Annotated in this window: 23 protein-coding genes; 11 read left to right on the top strand and 12 right to left on the bottom strand. The window is 69.2% G+C overall.

Annotation, left to right across the window (positions count from 1 at the left end; all coding sequences use genetic code 11):
* Positions 1 to 317: 317 nt before the first annotated feature.
* The 4 genes from OMP43_RS11500 to typA form a co-directional block, all read right to left on the bottom strand.
* Positions 318 to 1187: a rhamnogalacturonan acetylesterase gene (locus OMP43_RS11500; RefSeq protein ID WP_280279862.1), complete on the bottom strand. Its 870-nt coding sequence runs from the start codon at positions 1185 to 1187 to the stop codon at positions 318 to 320.
* A 57-nt stretch (positions 1188 to 1244) separates the two neighbouring features.
* Entirely contained in the window at positions 1245 to 1814 is a 570-nt protein-coding gene (locus OMP43_RS11495; protein ID WP_280279861.1) for a hypothetical protein, read from the bottom strand.
* Entirely contained in the window at positions 1814 to 2374 is a 561-nt protein-coding gene (locus OMP43_RS11490; RefSeq protein ID WP_280279860.1) for a hypothetical protein, read from the bottom strand. Before OMP43_RS11490 ends, OMP43_RS11495 begins: the two co-directional genes overlap by 1 nt.
* Before the next feature lie 67 nt (positions 2375 to 2441).
* Positions 2442 to 4283: a translational GTPase TypA gene (gene typA / locus OMP43_RS11485; protein ID WP_280279859.1), complete on the bottom strand. Its 1842-nt coding sequence runs from the start codon at positions 4281 to 4283 to the stop codon at positions 2442 to 2444.
* Positions 4284 to 4565: 282 nt separating this feature from the next.
* Here typA and OMP43_RS11480 point away from each other — a divergent pair, with 282 nt between their 5' ends.
* On the top strand, positions 4566 to 5159 hold the full coding sequence (locus OMP43_RS11480; protein WP_280279858.1) for an NAD(P)H-dependent oxidoreductase: 594 nt from the start codon (positions 4566 to 4568) through the stop codon (positions 5157 to 5159).
* Here OMP43_RS11480 and OMP43_RS11475 read toward each other — a convergent pair.
* Positions 5134 to 5904: a helix-turn-helix transcriptional regulator gene (locus tag OMP43_RS11475; protein ID WP_280279857.1), complete on the bottom strand. Its 771-nt coding sequence runs from the start codon at positions 5902 to 5904 to the stop codon at positions 5134 to 5136. The genes OMP43_RS11480 and OMP43_RS11475 overlap by 26 nt on opposite strands.
* 84 nt (positions 5905 to 5988) lie before the next feature.
* Between OMP43_RS11475 and OMP43_RS11470 the strand changes: the two genes are divergently transcribed.
* Positions 5989 to 6375 carry a VOC family protein gene (locus OMP43_RS11470; RefSeq protein ID WP_280279856.1) on the top strand — a complete coding sequence of 129 codons (387 nt, stop codon included), beginning with the start codon at positions 5989 to 5991 and terminating at the stop codon, positions 6373 to 6375.
* A gap of 6 nt (positions 6376 to 6381) precedes the next feature.
* On the opposite strand, the gene OMP43_RS11465 is transcribed toward OMP43_RS11470, so the two are convergent.
* Positions 6382 to 8097, bottom strand: coding sequence for a hypothetical protein (locus OMP43_RS11465; RefSeq protein WP_280279855.1), 1716 nt, complete (start codon positions 8095 to 8097; stop codon positions 6382 to 6384).
* A gap of 140 nt (positions 8098 to 8237) precedes the next feature.
* Here OMP43_RS11465 and OMP43_RS11460 point away from each other — a divergent pair, with 140 nt between their 5' ends.
* From OMP43_RS11460 to OMP43_RS11445, 4 genes are all read left to right on the top strand, one after another.
* Positions 8238 to 8585, top strand: coding sequence for a hypothetical protein (locus tag OMP43_RS11460; protein ID WP_280279854.1), 348 nt, complete (start codon positions 8238 to 8240; stop codon positions 8583 to 8585).
* Between the two features lie 111 nt (positions 8586 to 8696).
* Positions 8697 to 9896 (top strand): toxic anion resistance protein, encoded by a 1200-nt coding sequence (locus OMP43_RS11455; RefSeq protein WP_280279853.1) that lies wholly within the window; start codon positions 8697 to 8699, stop codon positions 9894 to 9896.
* Between the two features lie 3 nt (positions 9897 to 9899).
* Entirely contained in the window at positions 9900 to 10610 is a 711-nt protein-coding gene (locus OMP43_RS11450) for a hypothetical protein (protein WP_280279852.1), read from the top strand.
* A gap of 31 nt (positions 10611 to 10641) precedes the next feature.
* Positions 10642 to 10830, top strand: a complete 189-nt coding sequence (locus tag OMP43_RS11445; protein ID WP_280279851.1) for a hypothetical protein — start codon at positions 10642 to 10644, stop codon at positions 10828 to 10830.
* Positions 10831 to 10908: 78 nt separating this feature from the next.
* Here OMP43_RS11445 and OMP43_RS11440 read toward each other — a convergent pair whose 3' ends face one another.
* Together OMP43_RS11440 and OMP43_RS11435 are read right to left on the bottom strand one after the other, a co-directional pair.
* The gene (locus tag OMP43_RS11440) at positions 10909 to 11118 is read right to left on the bottom strand and encodes a hypothetical protein (protein ID WP_280279850.1); all 210 of its coding nucleotides are present in this window, start codon (positions 11116 to 11118) and stop codon (positions 10909 to 10911) included.
* A 93-nt stretch (positions 11119 to 11211) separates the two neighbouring features.
* Entirely contained in the window at positions 11212 to 11667 is a 456-nt protein-coding gene (locus OMP43_RS11435; RefSeq protein ID WP_280279849.1) for an Rrf2 family transcriptional regulator, read from the bottom strand.
* An 87-nt stretch (positions 11668 to 11754) separates the two neighbouring features.
* Here OMP43_RS11435 and OMP43_RS11430 point away from each other — a divergent pair, with 87 nt between their 5' ends.
* Positions 11755 to 12558 carry a class I SAM-dependent methyltransferase gene (locus tag OMP43_RS11430; RefSeq protein WP_280279848.1) on the top strand — a complete coding sequence of 268 codons (804 nt, stop codon included), beginning with the start codon at positions 11755 to 11757 and terminating at the stop codon, positions 12556 to 12558.
* 55 nt (positions 12559 to 12613) lie between these two features.
* Here the strand turns inward: OMP43_RS11430 and OMP43_RS11425 are convergent, their stop codons facing one another.
* Genes OMP43_RS11425 through ubiA form a run of 3 tightly spaced genes read right to left on the bottom strand, consistent with a single transcriptional unit; the run spans position 12614 to position 15681 of the window.
* A complete protein-coding gene (locus tag OMP43_RS11425) occupies positions 12614 to 13396 on the bottom strand; it encodes a 3'(2'),5'-bisphosphate nucleotidase CysQ (protein ID WP_280279847.1) in 783 nt (260 codons plus the stop codon).
* Positions 13389 to 14735, bottom strand: coding sequence for a metallopeptidase TldD-related protein (locus tag OMP43_RS11420; RefSeq protein ID WP_280279846.1), 1347 nt, complete (start codon positions 14733 to 14735; stop codon positions 13389 to 13391). Before OMP43_RS11420 ends, OMP43_RS11425 begins: the two co-directional genes overlap by 8 nt.
* A gap of 31 nt (positions 14736 to 14766) precedes the next feature.
* Entirely contained in the window at positions 14767 to 15681 is a 915-nt protein-coding gene (gene ubiA / locus OMP43_RS11415) for a 4-hydroxybenzoate octaprenyltransferase (protein ID WP_280279845.1), read from the bottom strand.
* A gap of 113 nt (positions 15682 to 15794) precedes the next feature.
* Here ubiA and OMP43_RS11410 point away from each other — a divergent pair, with 113 nt between their 5' ends.
* Together OMP43_RS11410 and OMP43_RS11405 are read left to right on the top strand one after the other, a co-directional pair.
* Positions 15795 to 16481 (top strand): EF-hand domain-containing protein, encoded by a 687-nt coding sequence (locus OMP43_RS11410; RefSeq protein ID WP_280279844.1) that lies wholly within the window; start codon positions 15795 to 15797, stop codon positions 16479 to 16481.
* 32 nt (positions 16482 to 16513) lie between these two features.
* Entirely contained in the window at positions 16514 to 17254 is a 741-nt protein-coding gene (locus OMP43_RS11405; protein WP_280279843.1) for a 16S rRNA (uracil(1498)-N(3))-methyltransferase, read from the top strand.
* 90 nt (positions 17255 to 17344) lie between these two features.
* On the opposite strand, the gene OMP43_RS11400 is transcribed toward OMP43_RS11405, so the two are convergent.
* Entirely contained in the window at positions 17345 to 18643 is a 1299-nt protein-coding gene (locus OMP43_RS11400) for a DUF1295 domain-containing protein (protein WP_280279842.1), read from the bottom strand.
* Positions 18644 to 18780: 137 nt separating this feature from the next.
* On the opposite strand from OMP43_RS11400, the gene OMP43_RS11395 reads away from it, so the two are divergent.
* Both OMP43_RS11395 and ppa read left to right on the top strand, forming a co-directional pair.
* Positions 18781 to 20673 carry a PDZ domain-containing protein gene (locus OMP43_RS11395; protein ID WP_280279841.1) on the top strand — a complete coding sequence of 631 codons (1893 nt, stop codon included), beginning with the start codon at positions 18781 to 18783 and terminating at the stop codon, positions 20671 to 20673.
* Positions 20674 to 20715: 42 nt separating this feature from the next.
* Positions 20716 to 21264 (top strand): inorganic diphosphatase, encoded by a 549-nt coding sequence (gene ppa / locus OMP43_RS11390; RefSeq protein WP_167301241.1) that lies wholly within the window; start codon positions 20716 to 20718, stop codon positions 21262 to 21264.
* Positions 21265 to 21293 lie beyond the last annotated feature (29 nt).

Below are 21293 nucleotides of genomic sequence, written 5' to 3'. Positions count from 1 at the left end.
CGCCTTCGCCAGCCCGGCCCTGAGCCGGCGTCCCGCCGTCTCGCCAGCGCAGGAAGAAGCGGGATTCCGGCGCAAGGCCGGGATGACGGCAGAAAACAGATGCTTGCCTGCGTTCTCAACCCAGGGGCCCGACTCAACCGGCAAAGCTCGCCATACCCGCCTGCACGGGGATGAGAGTTGCGGGCACATGAGGCCCCAACCGGGGCCCAGTCCCTCCGCAGCGCATTTCAAGGAGCGGCCGGGCAACGAACCGGCCGCATGAACCAAGCGGGCCCAATCCTACATTGCAAGGCCAATCGGCCGAGAGACGGACGCCGTCACGGCACCAGCAAGGGCCGCATCCTCGGCACCGCGACCGCCAGCTCGTCCGCCACCATCTTCGAGAAGAAATCGGCGCCCACCGGCCCGAGATGCGTATAGTCGAAGGCCAGCCTGGCATCGCCGAGCGGCTCGACCGCGGCATTGTTCTGCGGCGCCGAGGGCGCGGCGGCGGCGGTGGGGTTGGCGATCGTGGTGCCGGCGAGCGCCGCGGCGGCGACTTCGCGGGCCGGCGGCACCTGGGCGAAGCGATTGGCCAGCGACGGGCCCAACGCCTCGACGGCATCGGCGCTGCGCTTGTTGAGGTCGACCAGCGGCACCCGCAGCTCCGCCGCCACCCCGCGGATCGACTCGGCCCAGGGATCGAGGTCGCGATCGAGCCGGCCCGCCTTGAACTGGCGGCGGGTGAGCGGCGTGAGGAGGATCGGCTCCGCGCCCGCCGCCCGCGCTTCCCGCACATAGCGCCGGAGATTGGCGGGGAATTCGGTGGCAAGGTCGGTCGAGCGGCCCGGCTTGCCCGGCTGGTCGTTATGGCCGAACTGGATGAGCACCCAGGTCTTCACGAAGCCCGGCGTCTTCATCTCGGCCAGGGCAAGGTCCCAGCTCCCCTCGGCCCGGTAGCTATGGGTGCTGCGCCCGCCCCGGGCCAGGTTCACGCACGCCGCGAAGCTGGTGACGTGATAGGCGCAGAAGCTGCCGCCCCAGCCCGAAAGCACCTGGGTGGTCGAATCGCCGACCAGGATGATCTTCGAGGCCTTGATCGGCACCGCCGGCGGGCGGCCCGTGACGGCGGCCGGCGGCGGAGTCTGCGCCCGGGCCATACCGGCCGAAAGCGCCAGGCCCAGCCCGGCGAGCAGCATCACGCGCATCCCCATCCCTCCCGAATCCGTTTGCGCAAGGCTATATGACACCGGTGCCAATGACAATCAGGGCAGCGGCAGGCGGACCTCCAGGTCGCGCAGCCGGCGCGGTTCGGGCGGCGGAAGGTCGTCGAGCGGGATGGCGACGCGGCCGGCCTTGTCGGGCTTCTTCTTGAAGCTGCGCCCCACCGCGCCGACGGCGTCGCCGACCAGCTTGATCGGGTTGGTCGCCTCGCCCGGCTCCTCGCAGCAGCTATTGGGGTCCACCAGCTTGCCCACGCCGCGGATCAGGGCGGTGCCCATGCCGAGGATGTTGATGCCCGTCGTGCAGCCCTCGGACCGGGTGGCGCAGGGCGCGATCGAGGCGTTGAGCGCGCCGATGCCGGAGATATCCGGGTTGCTCGGCATCGGCCGGTCGGGCGGACCGCGCTCGCCGGGCAGCGGCAGGCGCGGCACCGAGTCGGCGCCCTGGCCGCAGACCACGATCTCGTCCGCCTTGCGCGGCGGGCCGCTCATGCAGGGATCGTTGAGGATCGACCAGCTCTGCTTGCCGTCCGCGGCCTGTTTCGGCTGGTTGACGGTGCCGGGCGGATCCTGCGGCACGGGCGACAGGAACAGCAGCGTTGCGGCGAGCATCATCTTTTTCCTCGAAGCCTTGGCGCTGCCATCGGGCCAGGCGCGCCGGGATCCACCATCTCGACGCCGCCTAACCGGAGGGACTGGCCGGGATACATGTTCTCGACGGCGATCGCGCCGGCGGCCCAGCGCCGCGCCTCGACGACGAGCGCCGGATCGTTGCCATGTATCACGATTGAAAGCGTGTAATCATCCGCACAGGCCTTGCCCCGGCCACAGGCGAAGTGGAGCACCGCGGCGGCGCGGATCACGCCCCCCGAGACGAACAGCGCGCCTTTCTCCCAGCAGCTGTGCGGGCGACAGGCGGCGAGGCGATATATGCCGTTCGCCAGCAGAACCGGGGGCTCGGGTGGGCCGCCGATCATCTCGACCAGCTGCGAGGCGCGGTTACCGTGATCGAGCCAGTCCGATCGGCCCTTGCCGGCGAATCGCCGGACAGCCGCCTCGAAGGCCGGCGTCGCGAACAGGCTGTTGGTGCTGATGCACACCGCCGGCTGCGCCAGCGTGCAGCCCAGTTGCAGTGGCGCCGACAATGCAAGGAAAGCCAGCAAGGCCGCCATGAAAAACTCCGCCCGATCACCAGGACCGGGCGGAGCTAAACACAGTTCGCTATCTGTAGGAAAGGCCTTAGGCGGCGTGCTTCGCCCGGCTGGCGCGCTTGCGCTCGTGCGGATCGAGGTGGCGCTTGCGCAGGCGGATCTTGGTCGGCGTGACCTCGACCATCTCGTCGTCGTCGATGTACGCGATCGCCTGCTCCAGCGTCATCTTCTTCGGCGGGGTCAGGCGGACGGCATCGTCCTTGCCGCCCGAGGCGCGGAAGTTGGTGAGCTGCTTCGCCTTCATCGGGTTGACCTCAAGGTCTTCCGTCTTGGCGTTCTCGCCGACGATCATGCCCTCGTACAGGGCTTCACCATGGCCGACGAACAGGATGCCGCGCTCCTCGAGCGGGCCCAGGGCGTAGCTCTGCGCCTCGCCATTGCCGTTCGAGATCAGCACGCCGTTCTTGCGGCCTTCGATGTTGCCCTTGTGGGGGCCGTATTTCTCGAACAGCCGGTTCATGATGCCGGTGCCGCGCGTGTCCGACAGGAACTCGCCATGATAGCCGATCAGGCCGCGCGACGGTGCCGAGAAGGTGATGCGGGTCTTGCCGCCGCCCGAGGGGCGCATGTCGGTCATCTCGGCCTTGCGCTGGTTCATCTTGTCGACAACCGTGCCCGAGAATTCGTCGTCCACGTCGATCACGACGGTTTCGTACGGCTCGGTCTTCTTGCCGTCCTCGTCGGTGCCGAACAGCACGCGCGGACGGCTGATGCCGAGCTCGAAGCCCTCGCGGCGCATCGTCTCGATCAGCACGCCGAGCTGGAGCTCGCCGCGACCGGCGACTTCGAACGAGTCCTTGTCCTCGCTCTCGGTGACCTTGATCGCGACGTTGCTCTCGGCTTCGCGCTCGAGACGGTCGCGGATCATGCGGCTGGTGACCTTCGAGCCCTCACGCCCCGCCATCGGCGAATCGTTCACGGCGAAGCGCATCGACAGCGTCGGCGGATCGATCGGCTGCGCCTGGATCGGCGTGCTGACCGAAGTATCGGCGATGGTGTTCGACACGGTGGCGACCGTCAGGCCGGCCAGCGAGATGATGTCGCCGGCGCGCGCTTCGTCGGTCGGCACGCGCTCCAGGCCCTGGAAGGTCATGATCTTCGAGGCGCGGCCGGTCTCGATCACCTTGCCCTCGGCGTCGAGCGCGTGGATCGGCTGGTTGAGCTTGACCGTGCCCGACTGGACGCGGCCGGTGAGGATGCGGCCGAGGAAATTGTCACGGTCGAGCAGCGTCACGAGGAAGCTGAACGGCGCGTCCTGATCGAGCGCGGGCGGCGGCACATGCTCGACGATCTTCTCGAACAGCGGCTGCAGCGTGCCCTCGCGCGCATCGGCGTCGTCCGAGGCATAGCCGTTGCGGCCCGAGGCGTAGAGCACCGGGAAATCGAGCTGCTCGTCATTGGCCTCGAGCGTGACGAACAGGTCGAACACTTCGTCGAGCACTTCCTGCACGCGCGCGTCCGAACGGTCGATCTTGTTGACGACCACGATCGGGCGCAGGCCGAGCTTCAGCGCCTTGCCGGTGACGAACTTGGTCTGCGGCATCGCGCCTTCCGACGAATCGACCAGCAGGATCACGCCGTCGACCATCGAGAGGATGCGCTCCACCTCGCCGCCGAAATCCGCGTGACCCGGGGTGTCGACGATGTTGATGCGGACGGGGTCGCCGCCACCCGGGGGCGCCCACTCGACCGAGGTCGGCTTCGCCAGGATGGTGATGCCGCGCTCCTTTTCGAGGTCGTTCGAATCCATCGCGCGCTCTTCGACGCGCTGGTTGTCGCGGAAAGTGCCGGACTGGCGGAAGAGCTGGTCGACGAGCGTGGTCTTGCCGTGGTCGACGTGGGCGATGATCGCCACGTTGCGGAGGTTCATGTTGCTTTCCTGGAAAGAAGTTGGCGCGCCCGTACAGCAATTTGTGCGTTGCGGGAAGCCCGGTGATTCGGGAGCCGGCCGGACGAAAACATTGACTCCGTTGACACTCCCGCGCGGACGGGCGGCGGAAGGTCGCAAAGGCCCCTACCCCATCGCGCGCGGCGCCGCCGTCCGGACGGGCGCGGGCGGCAATCGCCGCAGGGGGCCGCCAAATGGGTGGTTGGAGCAAGCGCGCGCATCGGCCATCCTCAACCACAAAGGCGCCGTGTAGGACAGCGCGACATGCATGAAGGGAAGACCATGGCCGAGCCGCTGAAGATCCTCGTCATCCTCGGGTCCGTCCGCGAGGGGCGGATGGCGGAGCCGATCGGCAACTGGGTGATGGACGCGGCGGACGCGGATCGCGACGACCTGGACTGCGAGCTGATCGACCTGAAGCCATGGGACCTGCCCTTCTACCACCACCCCAAGCCGCCCGCGGCGGGCGACTATGCCGACGCCAAGCAGATCGCCTGGGGCGAGAAGGTGGCGCGCGCGGACGGCTTCATCCTGATCGCGCCCGAATATAATCACGGCATCCCCGCGGTGCTCAAGAACGCGCTCGACACCGTCTATGCCGAATGGAACCGCAAGCCGGTGGCCTTTGTCGCCTATGGCGGCATGGGCGGCGCGCGTTCGGTGGAGCAGCTCACCATGGTCTCGCGCGAGCTGCAGATGGCGCCGCTGGAGGGCGCGCTCCACCTGCAGGGCGTATGGGCCCGGCGCGACGGCGACCGGTTCCGCGCCGACGAGCGCGAGGGCGCGCGGCTGAACCATCTGTTCGACGAGCTCGCCTGGTGGGGCAAGGCCCTCAGAAGCGCACGGGCGGCGCGCTGAAATAGCCTCCCGGCGTCTCGCCGAACGCCGCCCGGAACGCGGCGACGAAGGCGCTCGGCGTGGAAAAACCGGCATGGGCGGCGACCGACTTGACCGGCTCGCCCGCCCCCAGCCTCTCCATCGCCGCCAGCAACAGCGCATGCCGGCGCCAGCGGCCAAGGCTCAGCCCGGTCTCCGAGCGGAAGCGGCGCTCGAGCGCGCGCAGGCTCATGCCGGCCGCCGCCGCGATCTCCGGCCCGCGCCTGCCCGCCCGGGCCAGGTCGGCGGCCCGCCGCATTCCCGGGCTGGCCGGCTCGGGCAGGTCGAAGGGCGGCGTGTCGGAACGCCGGAATTCCTCGCGGACCAGCAGCGCCACCGCCGCTTCGGCGGGGCGGCGGCCATCGAGCATTCCCCAGGCCACGGCCCGCAGCACCAGCTCGCGCAACAGCGGCGACACCGTCACGGCCACGCAGTCGCGCGGCAATCCCGGCGCCCAATCCGGCCGGAGATAAAGCGTGCGGAGCGTGCTCGGCGCGGCGAAGCGGATGCCGTGCCGCACTCCCGCCGGCACCCACAGCGCCCGGCCGCTCGGCGCGATCCACGAGCCCCGCTCGGTCCAGATCTCCATCATCCCGGCGGCGGCGTGGACGAGCTGGTGCCAGTCATGCGCATGGGGCGCGATCGCCTCGCCCGCACGATGGTCGCTCGCCGCCGTGCGGATCAGCAGAAAGGGCTCGTCCGCCACGCTGCGCCGGATTCGCGACATTATACGCCGCTATAGCGGGATTGCGGCGCACGCGCGAGCGCGACACAGTTGCGCCATGGCCTTCCCGATACCGGAGCGATGCCGATGCCAGCCAATCTTGCCGCCTTCGCCCTCCATGTCGACGATGTCGACCGCGCCCGCCGCTTCTACGAAGCGGTGTTCGGCTGGGAGTTCGAGCCCTGGGGGCCGCCGGGCTTCTACCTGATCCATACCGGCGACGCGGATGCGCCGGGAGTGCAGGGGCTGATGCACCAGCGGCAGGTTCCCCGCAGCGGCGAGGGGCTGAACGGGATCGAGCCGACCTTCGCGGTCGACGATGTCGATGCGGTGGCCGAGCGCGTCGTCGCGCGGGGCGGCGTGATCACGGTGCCCCGCGCGGTGATCCCCATGGTCGGCACGCTCATCCGCTTCCTCGACACCGAGGGCAACGACATCGGCGCGATGCGCTACGAGGCGCGGCCGCGCGGATAGGCCCGTCTATCCGGCCAGCGCCGCCCTGCACTTCTCCGGCTCGGCGGCGAAGCGCGCGGGATCGAGGACGATCTGCTGGGTGCGCAGCGTCTTCCTGCCGGCGGGGCGGAAGGCGACGCTGCGCTTCGCCGCGCCGTCCTGCACTTCCACCACGAAATCCACCGCCGAATTGCCCGGCTCGCCGGCGGTACGCCGCAGGATCTTCATCCCGTCGCGCAGCCCGGCGGCATAGGCGTTGGACGCGGGATCGACGCCGGTGAGGACATTGCCGGCCTTTTGCGTGGCGGCATTGTCCCAGCCGCGCTCGAACACCGGCATATCGGCGGTGACCAGCCGGGCGCAGGCGCCGAACGCGTCCTCGGGCAGGAGCAGCGGCTCGCCCCGCGTCAGATAGCGCGCGATGTCGGGCCCCGCATCCAGCCCGGCGCGCCCGATCTCCGCCACGAACGCATCGGTGAGCTGCGGCGGCGCCTTGGCCGCGCGCGCGCGGTCGCGCTGGGCGCGCAGCACCGTGTCGAGATCGCCCAGCCCTCGCGCCTGGAGCTGCCGGTCCCACAGCGCCGCCAGCATCGATCCGCGCTGATAGGGGATCTTCTCCGCCGCCTGCCCGCCGGTCCAGAATTTCGCGGCGGCCTCGGCATTGCCGATGGCGCGGAAGGACGAGGCCGCATAGGCGCGCAGCATCTCGTTCCAGTCGGCGGCGAACTTCTCCGGCGTCCACAGGCCGGCGCGCAGCATCAGCCGGCGCGCGTAGAAATCGGTGAAGCCCTCGCTCAGCCAATAGGCTTCGGCCTCCGCCTTCTCGGGAAAGCGGCCGAGCTGGCGCGCGTTCCAGCTGTGGAAATATTCGTGCGCGAGCAGCCAGCCGAGGCCCGAGAGCGGCGCGTCGCGGTCGATCCAGGTGGCGAAGGCGTCGCTGCGGCCGGTGCCGCCATAGCTGAGCCGCCCGGGCACGGGCGCCAGCGGGATCGCCGTGATCAGGAAGGGGCCGGCATCGGCGTCGCGCCAGAAATCGCGCTCGATCGCCACCACCTGGCCAGCCAGCCGGTCGAACGCCTGGACGTCGAAGCCGAAGCGGCCGACATGCGCGACGCGGACGGGCGCGCCCTTCACCATCAGCGTGGTGACGGACAGGTCGCGCCCGCCGATGGCGATGCTCTCGAGGATGTCGCCCACGGTGCGGGGGTGGCCGCCCAGGCCGGTCGGATGCTCGGTATCCGAGGCGAAGCCGATGCCGGCCGGGCCCTTCCAGGCGAAGCGGGCGGGCGCATCGTCGCGATCGACGGGGCGGGCATAGAGGATCTCGCCGACCGAATAGAACCAGCCGGGGCGCACGACCGGGCGCGCCTGCTCGCTGTCCGCCGTGCTGGGATCCGCGTCATAGGCCGAGACGATCCGGTAGCGCATGACCAGCGGCGCCCCCGGGGCGGAGCGGACGATGCGCCCGCCATGCGGCGCCGGGGCGGCGGCGGTGCCGCCCTGGACGCGGATGTCGCGCGCCCATTGGCCGAGCTTGTCCTCGCCGGCCCAGCTTTCGGCCCAGTCGAGCGTGGTGATGCCCGACTTGTCGGCACGCAGGCGGATCGTGACGTCGAGCGCGACGATCGCGTCGCCCTGCAGCACCGGCGCGAGTTCATAGGCGATCGCGGGATCGGGCGCCGGCGCCGCCGCGCCGAGGGCGAGCAGGACAGGCAGTGCCGCGACGCGCAGCCAATGGTGCATGAAGATCCCCTTTTCCGTGCCCGCCGCCGATGTATCGCCGCAAAGGCTGACCGGCGGATGAACGGAATGCCGCCCGGCGATCCTCATACCGGCTATTTCGGGCGCGAAACCGCGCTATGCTGGCAGCGAAGGAGATCGTGATGAACAAGGGTGTGCTGCTGGCGCTGATGCTGCTCGCGGGCTGTTCGGGCAAGACCGAGAAGCGCAATATCAGCCTGGTGCTCGATGCCGATTTCGCCACCGGCAAGCTGCTGCTCACCTGCCGCGATTCGAGCAGCGGCACCTGCCATGTGCTGGTGGCCGGATCGGGCGAGCCGGTGCGCCTCTCCGCCGCCAAGGGCGCGACCGCCACTGCCGCCAGCGGCGCGGCCGAGGGCGCGCGCTTCTGCGCCGGCGAGAGCGAGCCGCAAAATGGCTGCCAGCTCACCGTGCTGCGCAATGGCGAGCAGATCTATCGCTCGAGCCTGGTGAAGTCCGAAAGCCGCTGAGCCGGGCCTTGGCCCTTGGCGCGGGCGCCGTGGTGTATTACATAAGTCACACAGTTGGTTTGCCGTCCGGATGATCCTATGCTGGGGGCCGGACAGTTTGGAGACGTGGGAATGGCGAGCGAGACTGCGGTGGCCGAACAGGATCTGGTGCTCACCCCGCCCGAGCCGGTGAAGGCCGTCGCGCCCGAAAAGGCGGCGGGGCTGGTGCCGGTGGACGACGGCAAGAAGACCGAGCTGGAGGCGCGGGTCGACAGTTTCATCGACGATCTCGTCGCGCAGGACGTGAACTCGCCCGAGTTCGGCAAGCGCGTCGATGCGATCGCGGCGATGGGGCAGAAGGAGATCCGCGACGCGGCGGGCCAGTCCAACCGCTTCCTCGATCGCCCGGTCAAGGCGATGGGCAATGACGGCGTCGGCGCCGACCTGCTCGCCCTGCGCAAGAAGGTGGAGGAGCTGGATCCCAGCCAGAACGGCAAGCTGATCGGCGGGAGCCAGGGCTTCCTGTCGAAGCTGTTCGGCGGCGGGATGCAGCAATATTTCCGCAAGTACCAATCGTCGCAGACGCACATCAACGGCATCCTCAAGAGCCTGGCCAACGGCAAGGACGAGCTGCTGATGGACAATGCCGCGATCGATACCGAGCGGACCAACCTGTGGGCCGCGATGGGCCGGCTCGAGCAGATGATCTATCTGTCCAAGGCGATGGACGCGAAGATCGAGGACAAGGCCAACGAGCTGGACCACAGCGACCCCGCCAAGGCCAAGGCGCTGCGCGAGACCGCGCTCTTCTATGTCCGCCAGCGCACCCAGGACCTGCTCACCCAGATGGCGGTGACGGTGCAGGGCTATCTGGCGCTCGACCTGGTCAAGAAGAACAATGTCGAGCTGGTGAAGGGCGTCGACCGCGCCTCGACCACCACTGTCTCGGCGCTGCGCACCGCGGTGACGGTGGCGCAGGCGCTGACCAACCAGAAGCTGGTGCTCGACCAGATCACCGCGCTGAACAGCACCACCGCGGGGCTGATCGATTCGACCGGCGCGCTGCTCAAGAGCCAGTCGGCCGCGATCCACGAGCAGGCGGCGAACTCGACGATCCCCGTCGAGACGCTGCAGCGCGCCTTCCAGAACATCTACGACACGATGGACGCGATCGACACGTTCAAGCTCAAGGCGCTCGACAGCATGAAGACCACGGTCAACACGCTGTCGAACGAAGTCGAGAAGTCGAAGGGCTATATCGCGCGGGCCGAGGGCGCGGCGCAGAACCAGGTCGCGGGCGGGGCGGAGACGTTCAAGCTGGAGGCGATGTAGGCCGTGCCCACCGATGTCGATCGCGAACTGAGCAGGATCGGAGGCACGCTCGATCGCGTGCGCGCCCGTACCGACCTGGCCGTGTCCGGCCGCAACCGCCAGCACCGGGAAACCGAAGTGGTCCGCCGGATCGGGCGGATCGCGGCGGCGGACGGGCTGATCCTGGCCGGCGCGATCGTCTTCGGACTGGCGGTGGCGCCGCTCGGCATGATGGGCGCGATGCTGGTGGCGCTGCTGCTGGTCGCGGCCACGCTGCTCTTCGCGGTGATGCCGACGAGCGCGCCGGTGAATGTCGAGAAGCTGGCCGAGATCCCGCTCAAGGCGCTGCCGCGCAGCACCGAGCGCTGGCTCGAGACGCAGCGCCCGGCCCTGCCCTCGCCGGTGCGCGGGCTGGTCGATTCGATCGGCGTGAAGCTGGAGACGCTGACGCCCCAGCTCGCCGCGCTCGACGAGCACAGCCCGGCGGCGGTTGAAGTGCGCAAGCTGGTGGGCGAGCAGCTGCCCGAGCTGGTCAAGGGCTATCAGCGCGTGCCCGAGCCGCTGCGCCGGGTAGAGCGCAACGGCCTGACGCCGGACCAGCAGCTGGCCCAGGGCCTGCAGCTGATCGATGACGAGATCGCCGAGATGACCTCGCAACTGGCCCAGGGCGACCTCGACGCGCTGGCGACGCGCGGGCGGTTCCTGCAGATCAAATATCAGGGCGACGAGGGCTGATGGCGCTCGGCCCGGCGCCGGGATCCACGTGATGGAATTGCTGCTTATCCCTTTGGCGCTGCTGGTGGTCACCGCCACCTATTGCACCCGGAACATGGTCGCCGACTTCAGGAGCGCGAACAGGGCTGCCGGCATTTGGGGCATCGTATCGCTTGCCGGACCCATATCGTGCCTGGCAGTAGCGTTCACCGCTGTTTTGATGTCGCTATATTACCACTAGCCTGAACGCCTTCCACCGGATGCGACCAGCCGCCTTGCCACACAACGCGCATCAAAGCCGCAGGCGAGCTCGGCGAGGCTAACCGCGCCGAGCGGCGAGCCAATAGAGAATCGCAGCCCCGCCAAAAGGCGCGACGAAGAAAAGCGCGAATACTTCCGGATGCGCCCAGATCAGCGCGGGGTCGAAAAGATATCCCAGCCAGACCGGGAAAAGCATGATAAGGGGCGTGGCCCATAATGACAGCGCCGCCCGTCGCAGCTTTTGTTGGCGATTGAGCTTCCACCACATCGCCGAATCCTGCCACAGGACATGCCTGCCTTCCAGCCCATGGTGGCCGAAAGCCGTTTGGCGGGAAATCAGCCGTTTTCGGCGGTCCGCCCGCTAATTGTCCTCGCCCGGATGCGGCCACCCGCCCGCCACGCAGCGCGCATCGAAGCTGCGGGCGAGTTCGGCTAGGCTCACCGCGCCCAGCCGCGCGATCAGCAGCGCCTCCGCCTCGCGCAGCGCCTCTTCCAGCGCTGCATTGACTGCCTGCTCCACCGCGCAGGCCGGGTTGTCCTGCTCGGCGCCGATCGCGAACAAGGTGGGGCCGCCCACCGCGCGGTGCACGTCGAGCAGCGAGACCTTCTCCAGGTCTGCGGCGATCGCCCAGCCGCCGCCATGGCCCTTTTCCGAGCGGACATAGCCGGCGTCGCGCAGCCCGGCCATCGTCCGGCGCACCACCACCGGATTGGTCTGGAGCATGCGGGCGATGTGCTCCGACGTCATCGGCCCGTCGTGCCGCGCCATGTGAAGCAGCACATGGAGCATCCGGGAGAGGCGGCTGTCCTTTCGCATCGATGTTTCCTCGGGCCGGCAAACCGGATTGGCAAGCGGGCGATTTCACGATACTTATGTTGTTACATGATTCGCGAAAGAGAGCCAATGCCCGAGAATGCACCGCTGACGAAGAAGCATGAGAATGCCGCGCACTGGGACGAGACCGCGGCCCATTACGAGCGGACCGCCCACCCCTTCACGTCGCGCTTCGCCGAGGAGGCGCTGGCGCGGGTGACGCTGACGCCGGACATGCGCGTGCTCGACGTGGCGGCGGGGGCCGGCGCGCTGGCGCTGGCCGCGGCACGGACGGGCGCGCAGGTGCTGGCGACCGATTTCTCGCCCGGCATGGTCGCGCGGATCGCGGCGGCGGCCCCGGCCAATGTCGAGGCGAAGGTGATGGACGGGCAGGCGCTCGACCTGCCGGACGCGGGGTTCGACGCGAGCTTCTCGATATTCGGCGTCATCCTGTTCCCCGACTGGCGCAAGGGGCTGGCCGAGATGGCGCGAGTGACCCGGCCCGGCGGCCTGGGCGTGCTCGCCACCTGGCGCAGCGAAGGCGCGGCGACTTTCCTGCTGCTCTCCCAGATCCGCCGGCGGCTGTTCCCGAGGCTGGACGGCGGGACCAGGCTGCCCGAAGGCGCGGTGGCGCTGGGCGATCCCGAATGGCTGTCGGCGGCGATGGTCGATGCCGGGTTCGGCGCGCCGCGGATCGACAGCGTGACGCACGACTTCGCGCTCGACATCGGCCAGCTCGACACGCCGGAGAAGCTGTTCGGGATGAGCCCCGACTGGACGGCGCTCGATGATGCCCAGCAGGCGGAAGTGATCGCCGAGGTGCGCCGGATGGCGGGGGAGCGCACGATCCTGCCCATCCCCTCGACCGCGCTGATCGCCGTGGCGGAACGCTAGGCTGGGGCCTCATATTCCTTCGACCGCCATCCCCGCTGTTGGGCGGCGCGACCGGTCAGCCCCCCAGCACGTCCCGGGCGCGGTCGGCGAGCCGCTCCACCGCGGCGGCATGGATGCCCGGCGCGCTGGCGAGCACGCCGAACGCCTGGCCGCTCGGCGTGTTGAAGGCGAGCGGGCGGCCCAGCGCATCGGTGATCGCCGCCCCCGCCTCGCGCGCGATGAGGACGGCGGCGGCGACGTCCCATTCATTGCCCCAGCGGATCGTGGCGAGCAGATCGGCCTCGCCCGCCGCGACCATCGCGATGCGCAGCGCGATCGAATTGGGCTTGGCGACCATGACCAGGTCGCTGTCGACCCTGGGCAGCTGGTCGGCCGGGACGCGGGCGCCCGCGAGTCGGTCGCGCGCGGCGACGCGGAGCCGCTCGCCGTCCCGCCATGCCCCCTTGCCGGCCTCCGCCGTCCAGCTTTCGCCCCGCGCCGGCGCGTCGAGCACGCCGATCACCGGCGCGCCGTCCTCGACCAGCGCGACCGAGACGGCCCAGCCCGGGCGGTGGCGCAGATAGTCGCGGGTGCCGTCGATGGGATCGACCACCCAGACGCGGCGGGCGGAGAGGCGGGCGCGATCGTCCGCCGTCTCCTCGGAAAGCCAGCCGGCATCGGGCAGCAGCGCGCCCAGCCGCTGGCGCAGCAGCGCGTCGACTTCCAGGTCGACGTCGCAGACCGGGCTGCCGGGCACTTTCTCCCAGCGCCGGAACTCCGTCTCCCAGCGCGCCATGGCGAGACGGCCCGCCTCGGCGGCGATCGCCGCGACCCGGGAGGCGAGGCCGGTCTCAGGCACCGGCGATGGTCATCCCGTCGATGCGAATGGTCGGCGCGTTGATCCCATAGCGGAACTCGAGGTCGCTGGCCGGGGTGAGCGCGAGGAACATGTCCTTCAGATTGCCCGCGATGGTGATCTCCGAGACGGGGCGGGTGATCTCGCCCTTCTCGATCAGGAAGCCGGCGGCGCCGCGGCTATAGTCGCCGGTCACGCCGTTGACGCCCTGGCCGATCAGCTCGGTGACGAGGATGCCATGGTCGATCTCGCCGACCAGCGTCTCGGCGGGGATATGGCCGGCCTCCATATAGAGGTTGGAAGGCGCGACGCCCGGCGCGCCCCCGATGCCGCGCGCGGCATGGCCGGTGGGCTCCAGGCCCAGCTGCCGGGCCGAGGCGCTGTCGAGCAGCCAGGTCTCCAGCATGCCGGCATCGACCAGCTTCACCGGCTGGACGGGCAGGCCCTCGCCGTCGAACGGGCGCGAGCGCAGGCCGCGCGGACGATGGGGATCGTCGCAGATCGTCACGCCCGGGGCAAAGACCTGCTGGCCCAGCCGGTCGAGCAGGAAGCTGGTCTTGCGCGTGATCGCCGCGCCGCCGATCGCGCCGAGGAAATGGCCGATCAGCCCGGCCGAGACGCGGCGGTCGAACACCACGGGCATCGTGCCGCTGGGGATCCTGGCCGGATCGAGCCGGGCGACCGCGCGCTCGCCGGCCAGCCGGCCGATCGCCTCCGGCGCCTCGAGCAACGCGGCGTGCCGGGCGGAATGATGCGCATAGTCGCGCTCCATGCCGCCGCCCGCGCCGGCGAGCACGCTGGCCGAAAGGCCGTGGCTGGTCTGGGCATAGCCGCCGGCAAAGCCATGGCTGGTCGCCAGCGTCATCACCGAGCGCGAGGCGCCCGCGCTGGCGCCTTCGCTGTTGGTGACGCCCGGCACGCCACGCGCCGCTTCCTCGGCCCGGCGGGCACGCTCCTTGAGGCTGGGCGGGTCGACCCGGGCGCCGTCGTCGAGGTCGAGCATCGGCGGGCTGCCGTGGAGCAGCCGGTCCCCGGGCGCCAGGCCGGCCCATTTGTCCTCGGGCGCCTCGCGGGCCATGGCGACGACGCGCTCGACGAGCATGTCCATCGCGGCGGGGCTGAGATCGGAGGTGGAGACGCTGGCCGAGCGATGCCCGATGAAGACGCGCAGGCCGAGCTCCTCGCTCTCCGAGCGCTCGACATCCTCCAGCGCGCCCATCCGCACCGAGACCGATTGCGAACTGTCGGCGGCGAACACGGCATCGGCGGCGTCGGCGCCCGCGGCGCGCGCCCGGGCAACGGCATCGGCGGCGCGTTCACAGGCTTCGGAGATGGTCAGCATCGCGCCGACTTAGGTATGCGCGGGCGCAACGTCAAAGCGTCTGGCCCACAACGAGGCAGGCGGCGAACATCAGGAGGCCGGCATTGCGGTTCGCGCGGAAGCGGGCGAGCGCGTTGGCGCCGTCGCGCGGATCGAGCGTCGCGACCTGCCAGGCCAGATGGAGCGCCATGGGCAGCAGCGCCGCCAGGGCGAGCGGATCGGGCCGGAGCTGCCAGATCGCCGCGCCCCAGCAGCCGAGCGCGGCAAGGTAGAAGAGCGAGACGCCGCCGCGGACATGGCTGCCCATCGCGCGTGCCGAGGAGCGCACGCCGACCAGCGCATCGTCCTCGATGTCCTGCACCGCATAGATGGTGTCATAGCCGATCACCCAGGCGATGCAGCCGGCATAGAACAGCGCGAGCGGCGCCAGCGGCTGGCTACCGATCTCGACCCAGCCGACCAGCGCCGCCCAGGAAAAGACGAGGCCGAGCCAGGCCTGGGGCCACCAGGTGATCCGCTTCATGAAGGGATAGGCGGCGACCGGCGCGATGCTGGCGAGCGCGACCAGCCGGGCCGGCCAGTGGAGCTGGAACCAGACGAGCAGCCCGACCAGGCAGAGCGCCGCCAGCCAGGCCGCGGCCGCCTTCACCGATACCGCGCCGCTCGCCACCGGGCGGCTGCGCGTCCGCGCCACCTGCCGGTCCAGGTCGCGATCGACGATGTCGTTATAGACGCAGCCGGCGCCGCGCATCGCGATGCTGCCGAGCAGCAGCCAGAGGATCAGGCCCCATTGCCGGACGGCGCCGCCCGAGAGCGCGACCGCCCAGGCGCCGGGCCAGAAGAGCAGCCACCAGCCGATCGGCCGGTCGAAGCGGGCAAGCAGCGCATAGGGCCGCCAGCCGGCGGGAAGCAGGCCCACCAGCCCGCGATGCTCGGTATCGGGAACGATCTGCTGCGCTTCGGCCATGGCCCGTCCTCCGCGCGGACGCCGCAAAGATCAAGCCCGCAACAATCTGGCATAATCCTGCTACAATCGGCGTACAGGGGCACGGTGTGATCATTGCACTCTGGAAACATCCGATGCGCCTCCTCCTCGCCAGCCTGACGCTCGCCACGATCGCCACGCCTGCCCTGGCCGACGATCCGCCGAGCTTCTTCATCAGCCCGATGGGGGAGCCGTTCCGCGGGCATGACGCGCCCAACCTCTGGTTCGACCAGGCCGACACCAACCATGACGGCGTGCTCACCGTGGAGGAGATGGAAGCCGATGCGGCACGCTTCTTCGCGATTCTCGACAAGAACAAGGACGGCGAGATCGATCCGGACGAGATCGAGATATACGAAACGCAGATCGCGCCGATGATCAGCGTCGGCAATGCCGGGCCCGAGGAAGCGCCGCCCAGCACCGGCGATTCGGACGCGCCGGAGAAGAAGCCCGTCTATGTGCCGCAGGGCGCGGCACGCTTCAGCTATTTCAGCTATCCCGAGCCGGTGATCGTCGCCGACACCAATTTCGATCGCGGCGTGGACGCGCGCGAATTCCGCATCGCCGCCGACAAGCGCTTCGCGATGCTCGACAAGAATGGCGACGGCAAGCTTGAGAAATCCGAGCTGCCCAAGCTCTCGCCGCCCAGCTTCAGGCAGGGCAAGCGGGGCGGCGGCGGCCGCGGCGGCATGGGCAGGCATGGCGGCGGCGGCCGGCGCGGCGGCGGCTTCGGTGGCGGCGGCGGCATGGGTGGCATGAACCCGGGCGGCCTGGGGGAGTGACGGGATCGCGGTACAGGCGCTAGAGCGGGCCCATGCCCGCTACGCCCGCCTGGCCGCCCCAATCCGCCCCGCGCCTGTTCGTCGAGGCCGAACTCTCGCCCGGCGAGGTCCGGATCGACGGGCCCCAGGCCCATTATCTGATCTCGGTGATGCGGATAAAGCTCGGCGAGGCGATCAAGCTGTTCGACGATCGCACCGGCGAATGGGCCGGCGTGGCGCGGCAGATCGGCAAGCGCGACCTGATCCTGGAAGTCACCGACCGGCTGCGCGAGCGCGAGGCGGTGCCCGATCTGTGGCTGTGCGCCGCGCCGATCAAGAAGGGGCGGATCGACTGGATCGCGGAGAAGGCCTGCGAGCTGGGCGTCGACCGGCTGGTGCCGGTGCTGACCCGGCGCAGCGTGGTCGACAAGCTCAATCTCGAAAGGCTGCGCGCGCACATGATCGAGGCGGCCGAGCAATGCGGCCGCACCGCGCTGCCGGCGCTCGACGCGGTGGTGAAGCTGCCGGCCCTGCTCCGTGACTGGCCCGCGGAACGCACGCTGTTCTTCGCGGACGAGGCGGGCGGCGCGCCTGCGGTCGAAGCAATGCGCGCGCACCCGGGCCCCGCGGCGATCCTGATCGGGCCCGAGGGCGGATTCGACGATGCCGAGCGCGCGGCGATCAAGGCGCATCCCCGGGCGATCGGGATTTCACTCGGGCCGCGCATCCTGCGCGCGGAAACGGCGGCGGCTGCCGCTGTTGCCCTTTGGATGGGCGCCGCCGGAGACTGGTGACGCAGTCGTCATCCCGGCGAAAGCCGGGATCTCAGGCAAAGGCGCGGGACAAGAGCCGCACGAGATCCCGCCTTTCGCCGGGATGACGGATTAGCCGCGAACCTTGCCCCCCACCCATGCGAAGAACCGGGGCACGGGCGCGTTGCGCCGCATCCAGGCGCTATATTCCTGATATGCCGGATCCGAGCCCAGATGCTGCTCCTCGGTGCGGGCGCGCCAGTAATAGATACCGCTCACCACCGCCATGATCGCGGCGTTGCGCAGCCCCTCCATCCAGCCGGTGGTGGCGAGGAAGGGCAGGCCGGAGAGCCACCAGAACAGGTTCTTGGAGAGATAGGCGGGATGGCGGCTCCAGGCATAGGGGCCATGGGTGAGGATGCCGCGATGCGTCAGGTTCGAGAAGCGCAGGCCGAACGCGATCGTCGCCCAGGCATAGATGCCGGTCAGCACCACCAGCACCGCGCCCAGCCCGCCCAGGATCCAGGGATGGCCGGCGAACCACCAGGTCCAGTCGGCGCTGCCGGCATGATAGTCGAGCACGCCGCCCTCGTTCATCAGCACGAAGGGCGGATAGCAGATCAGCGCCGCCGTCCAGCCCGCCGCATAGGGGGTGGCGGTGCGGATGTGCGAATCGAGCGGCCGCATCGTCAGGATATAGCCCGCGGTGGCAAAGGCCACGTCGATCACGAACATGAAGGCGATGCAGTAGTTCGCGATCACCGCCGGAGAATCGAACATGCGATCGAAGTTCCAGCCGACGAACTCGGCGAAATTGGGCGGCACGATCGAGAGCATGAAGGCCAGGAAGAAGCCCTTCACCGCCCAGCTGCGCAGATGGTTGTGGATGGCGCCATGGTCGATCGGCTCCTTCAGCCCCATCAGCCAGGCGCCGAGATGCCAGGCGCCGTCCCGCGGCTGCACCAGCTTGCGATCGAGCCACAGCACATAGGGGATGGAGAGCAGGAACAGCGCCGGCGCCGCCATCTCGATGCACCAGATCGACCAGGCGAAATTGGCGGTGCGCCCGCTCCACCAGAAGGGGAAGGTGGCATAGATCAGCGCGATCCCGCCCCAGGTGAGCCACAGGCCGGTGAGCTTGGTGATCGAGATGTCGAGCGTGTCCGCCAGGGTGCGCTTCGAGGACCAGTCGATGCCCGTCGAGGGGTTCAGATGCACCTTGTCGACCAGCACCGACCAGAGCACCATCGGCGCCGCGCAGGCGACGACGTTGACCAGCGCGCTATAGGGCCCGTCGAGCCGGTAGAAGGTGGCGATCGCCGTCCACAATGCCATGCCGGCGAGCCCGGCCATGCCCACCCCGGTGCTCACCGCCGAGCGGGGGCGCGGATCGGCCTTGGCCCGGGCAGCCAGCTGGGGATCGTGATACATGGCGGAAACCACTAGCGCCCAATGGTTAGCGTCCCGTTAGCACCTCCCTCCCCCCGCCGGCGGAGAGAGGGAGATTTACATGCCTGCCCGCGCGGTCCTATGACCTGTCGCTTCCAGAAGAGAGGTCGCCCCCACCGATGATCCGTGCGCTCGCCGCAGCCGCCCTGCTCGCTTCCGTCTCCGCCCCGGCCCTGGCCCAGAATTCGGCGCCGGCACAGACCGCGCCCTATCCCAACACCATCCCCGATGCGCGCGACATCCCCTATCCGGGCACGCTGACGCTCGACATCGACGCGACCGACGTGGCGCGCGGCATCTTCACCGTGAAGGAGACGATCCCCGTCGCGAAGAGCGGGCACATGGTGCTGCTCTATCCGAAATGGATCCCCGGCAAGCACGGCCCGCGCGGCGAGATCGAGAAGCTGGGCGGCCTGGTGATCCGCGGCAACGGCAAGGTGATCCCGTGGAAGCGCGATCCAGTCGACGTCTTCGCCTTCCATATCGACGTGCCGGCCGGGGTGAAGAAGCTGGACGTCGACTTCAACTTCGTCTCGGCCACGGTGGCGGACCAGGGCCGCATCGTGATGACGCCCAACCTGATGAGCCTGCAGTTCTTCTCGCTCAGCCTCTATCCCGCCGGCTATTTCGTCCGCCGCGTGCCGATCCAGGCCAAGGTGACCTATCCCGAGGGCTGGACCGCCAGCTCGGCGGTGGACGCCAAGGTGAGCGGCAATGTCTACACCTATGACAAGACCAATTACGACGTGCTGATGGACTCGCCGGTGCTCGCCGGCCGCCATTACCGCCAGCTCAAGCTCACCGACCGCGTCTCGGTCGAGACCTATGCCGACACGCCCGAGGAACTGGCCGCCACGCCCGAGCAGGTCGACAAGCTCAAGAACCTGGTCGACCAGGCCGTGAAGACCTTCGGCGTCGAGCATTACGACCATTACCGCTTCCTGTTCTCGATCAGCGACGAGCTGGGCGGGATCGGCGTGGAGCATCACCGCAGCTCGGAGAATGGCACCGGCCTGGGCTTCTTCACCAAATGGGACGAGAAGGCGACCAGCCGCAACCTGCTCCCGCACGAATACACCCATAGCTGGGACGGCAAGTTCCGCCGCGGCGCCGACCTGTGGACCCCCGACTATCGGGTGCCGATGCGCGGCTCGCTGCTATGGGTCTATGAGGGGCAGACCCAGTTCTGGGGCTATGTCTTCCAGGCGCGCTCGGGGCTGGTGAGCAAGGCCGACACGCTCGACGCCTATGCCAACATCGCGGCCACGCTCGACAATCGCCAGGGCCGCACCTGGCGCCCGCTGGTCGACACCACCAACGATCCCGTCATCAGCCCGCGCGCGCCGAAGGGCTGGGTGAGCTGGCAGCGCAGCGAGGATTATTACAACGAGGGCCTGATGGTCTGGATGGAAGCCGATTCCATCCTCCGCGAGAAATCCGGCGGCACCAAGTCGATCGACGATTTCGCCCGTATCTTCTTCGGCGGGCGCGACGGCGACTATGGCGAGCTGACCTACACTTTCGACGACGTGGCGGCGACGCTCAACCAGGTCGTGCCCTGGGACTGGAAGAAATTCCTCGACGAGCGGGTGAACCAGGTTTCCGAGCGGGCGCCGCTGAAGGGCTTCGAGCGCAACGGCTACAAGCTGGTCTATACCGAGCATCCCAACAAGGCGACGCCGAAGACCGCCACCGACCTTTCCTTCTCGCTGGGCCTGGCGATCGGCCCCAAGGGCATTTCGGGCGTGATGTGGGGCAGCCCCGCCTTCGACGCTGGCATCACGCTCGCCGACGAGGTCATCGCGGTGAACGGCCAGGCCTATACCGGCGACAAGCTGAAGGATGCCGTGAAGGCGGCCAAGGGCACGAAGGAGCCGATCCGGCTCACCCTGAAGCGCGGCGCGCGCTATCGCGACGTGGCCATCGACTATCATGGCGGCCTGCGCTATCCGCACCTCGAGAAAACAACCGAAGGAGAGGCTGGCCTGGATAAGCTCCTCCAGCCGAAATAACGGCCTGGGGGGCGCAACCGCCCAGCTTAAGGAAAGCATAGCGTGCGTATCGATTTGATTCCGGTGGGTGACGATCCGCCGAACAGCCTCAACGTGATCATCGAGGTTCCCGTCGGCGGCGAGCCGGTGAAGTATGAGTTCGACAAGGCGAGCGGCGCGCTGTTCGTCGACCGGATCCTGCACACGCCGATGCGCTACCCGGCGAATTACGGCTTCGTGCCGCACACGCTTTCGCCCGACGGCGATCCGCTCGACGCGCTCGTCATCGCGCGCTCGCCCTTCGTGCCGGGCTGCGTCGTCCGCGCCCGCCCGATCGGCGTGCTCAAGCTCGAGGACGAGGCCGGCGGCGACGAGAAGCTCGTCTGCGTGCCGGTGGACAGCACCTTCCCTTATTATTCGGACATTGGCGAGCGGCAGGACCTGCCCTCGATCGTGCTCCAGCAGATCGAGCATTTCTTCAAGCACTACAAGGACCTGGAGTCCGAGAAGTGGGTGCGCATCGGCCAATGGGGCGATGCGGAAGAGGCACGCAAGATCGTGATCGAGGCGATCGAAGCCGCGAAGAAGGCCAAGGAGGCCGAGGCCGCCTGACCGGCGCGCTGGCCTGGCGACTGTGCGCA

It is taken from the genome of Sphingomonas sp. CBMAI 2297 (assembly GCF_029870595.1).
Lineage (GTDB): Bacteria > Pseudomonadota > Alphaproteobacteria > Sphingomonadales > Sphingomonadaceae > Sphingomonas.
Note: the sequence above shows the minus strand (reverse complement) of the source record. Positions and strands in the feature narration are given on the sequence as shown.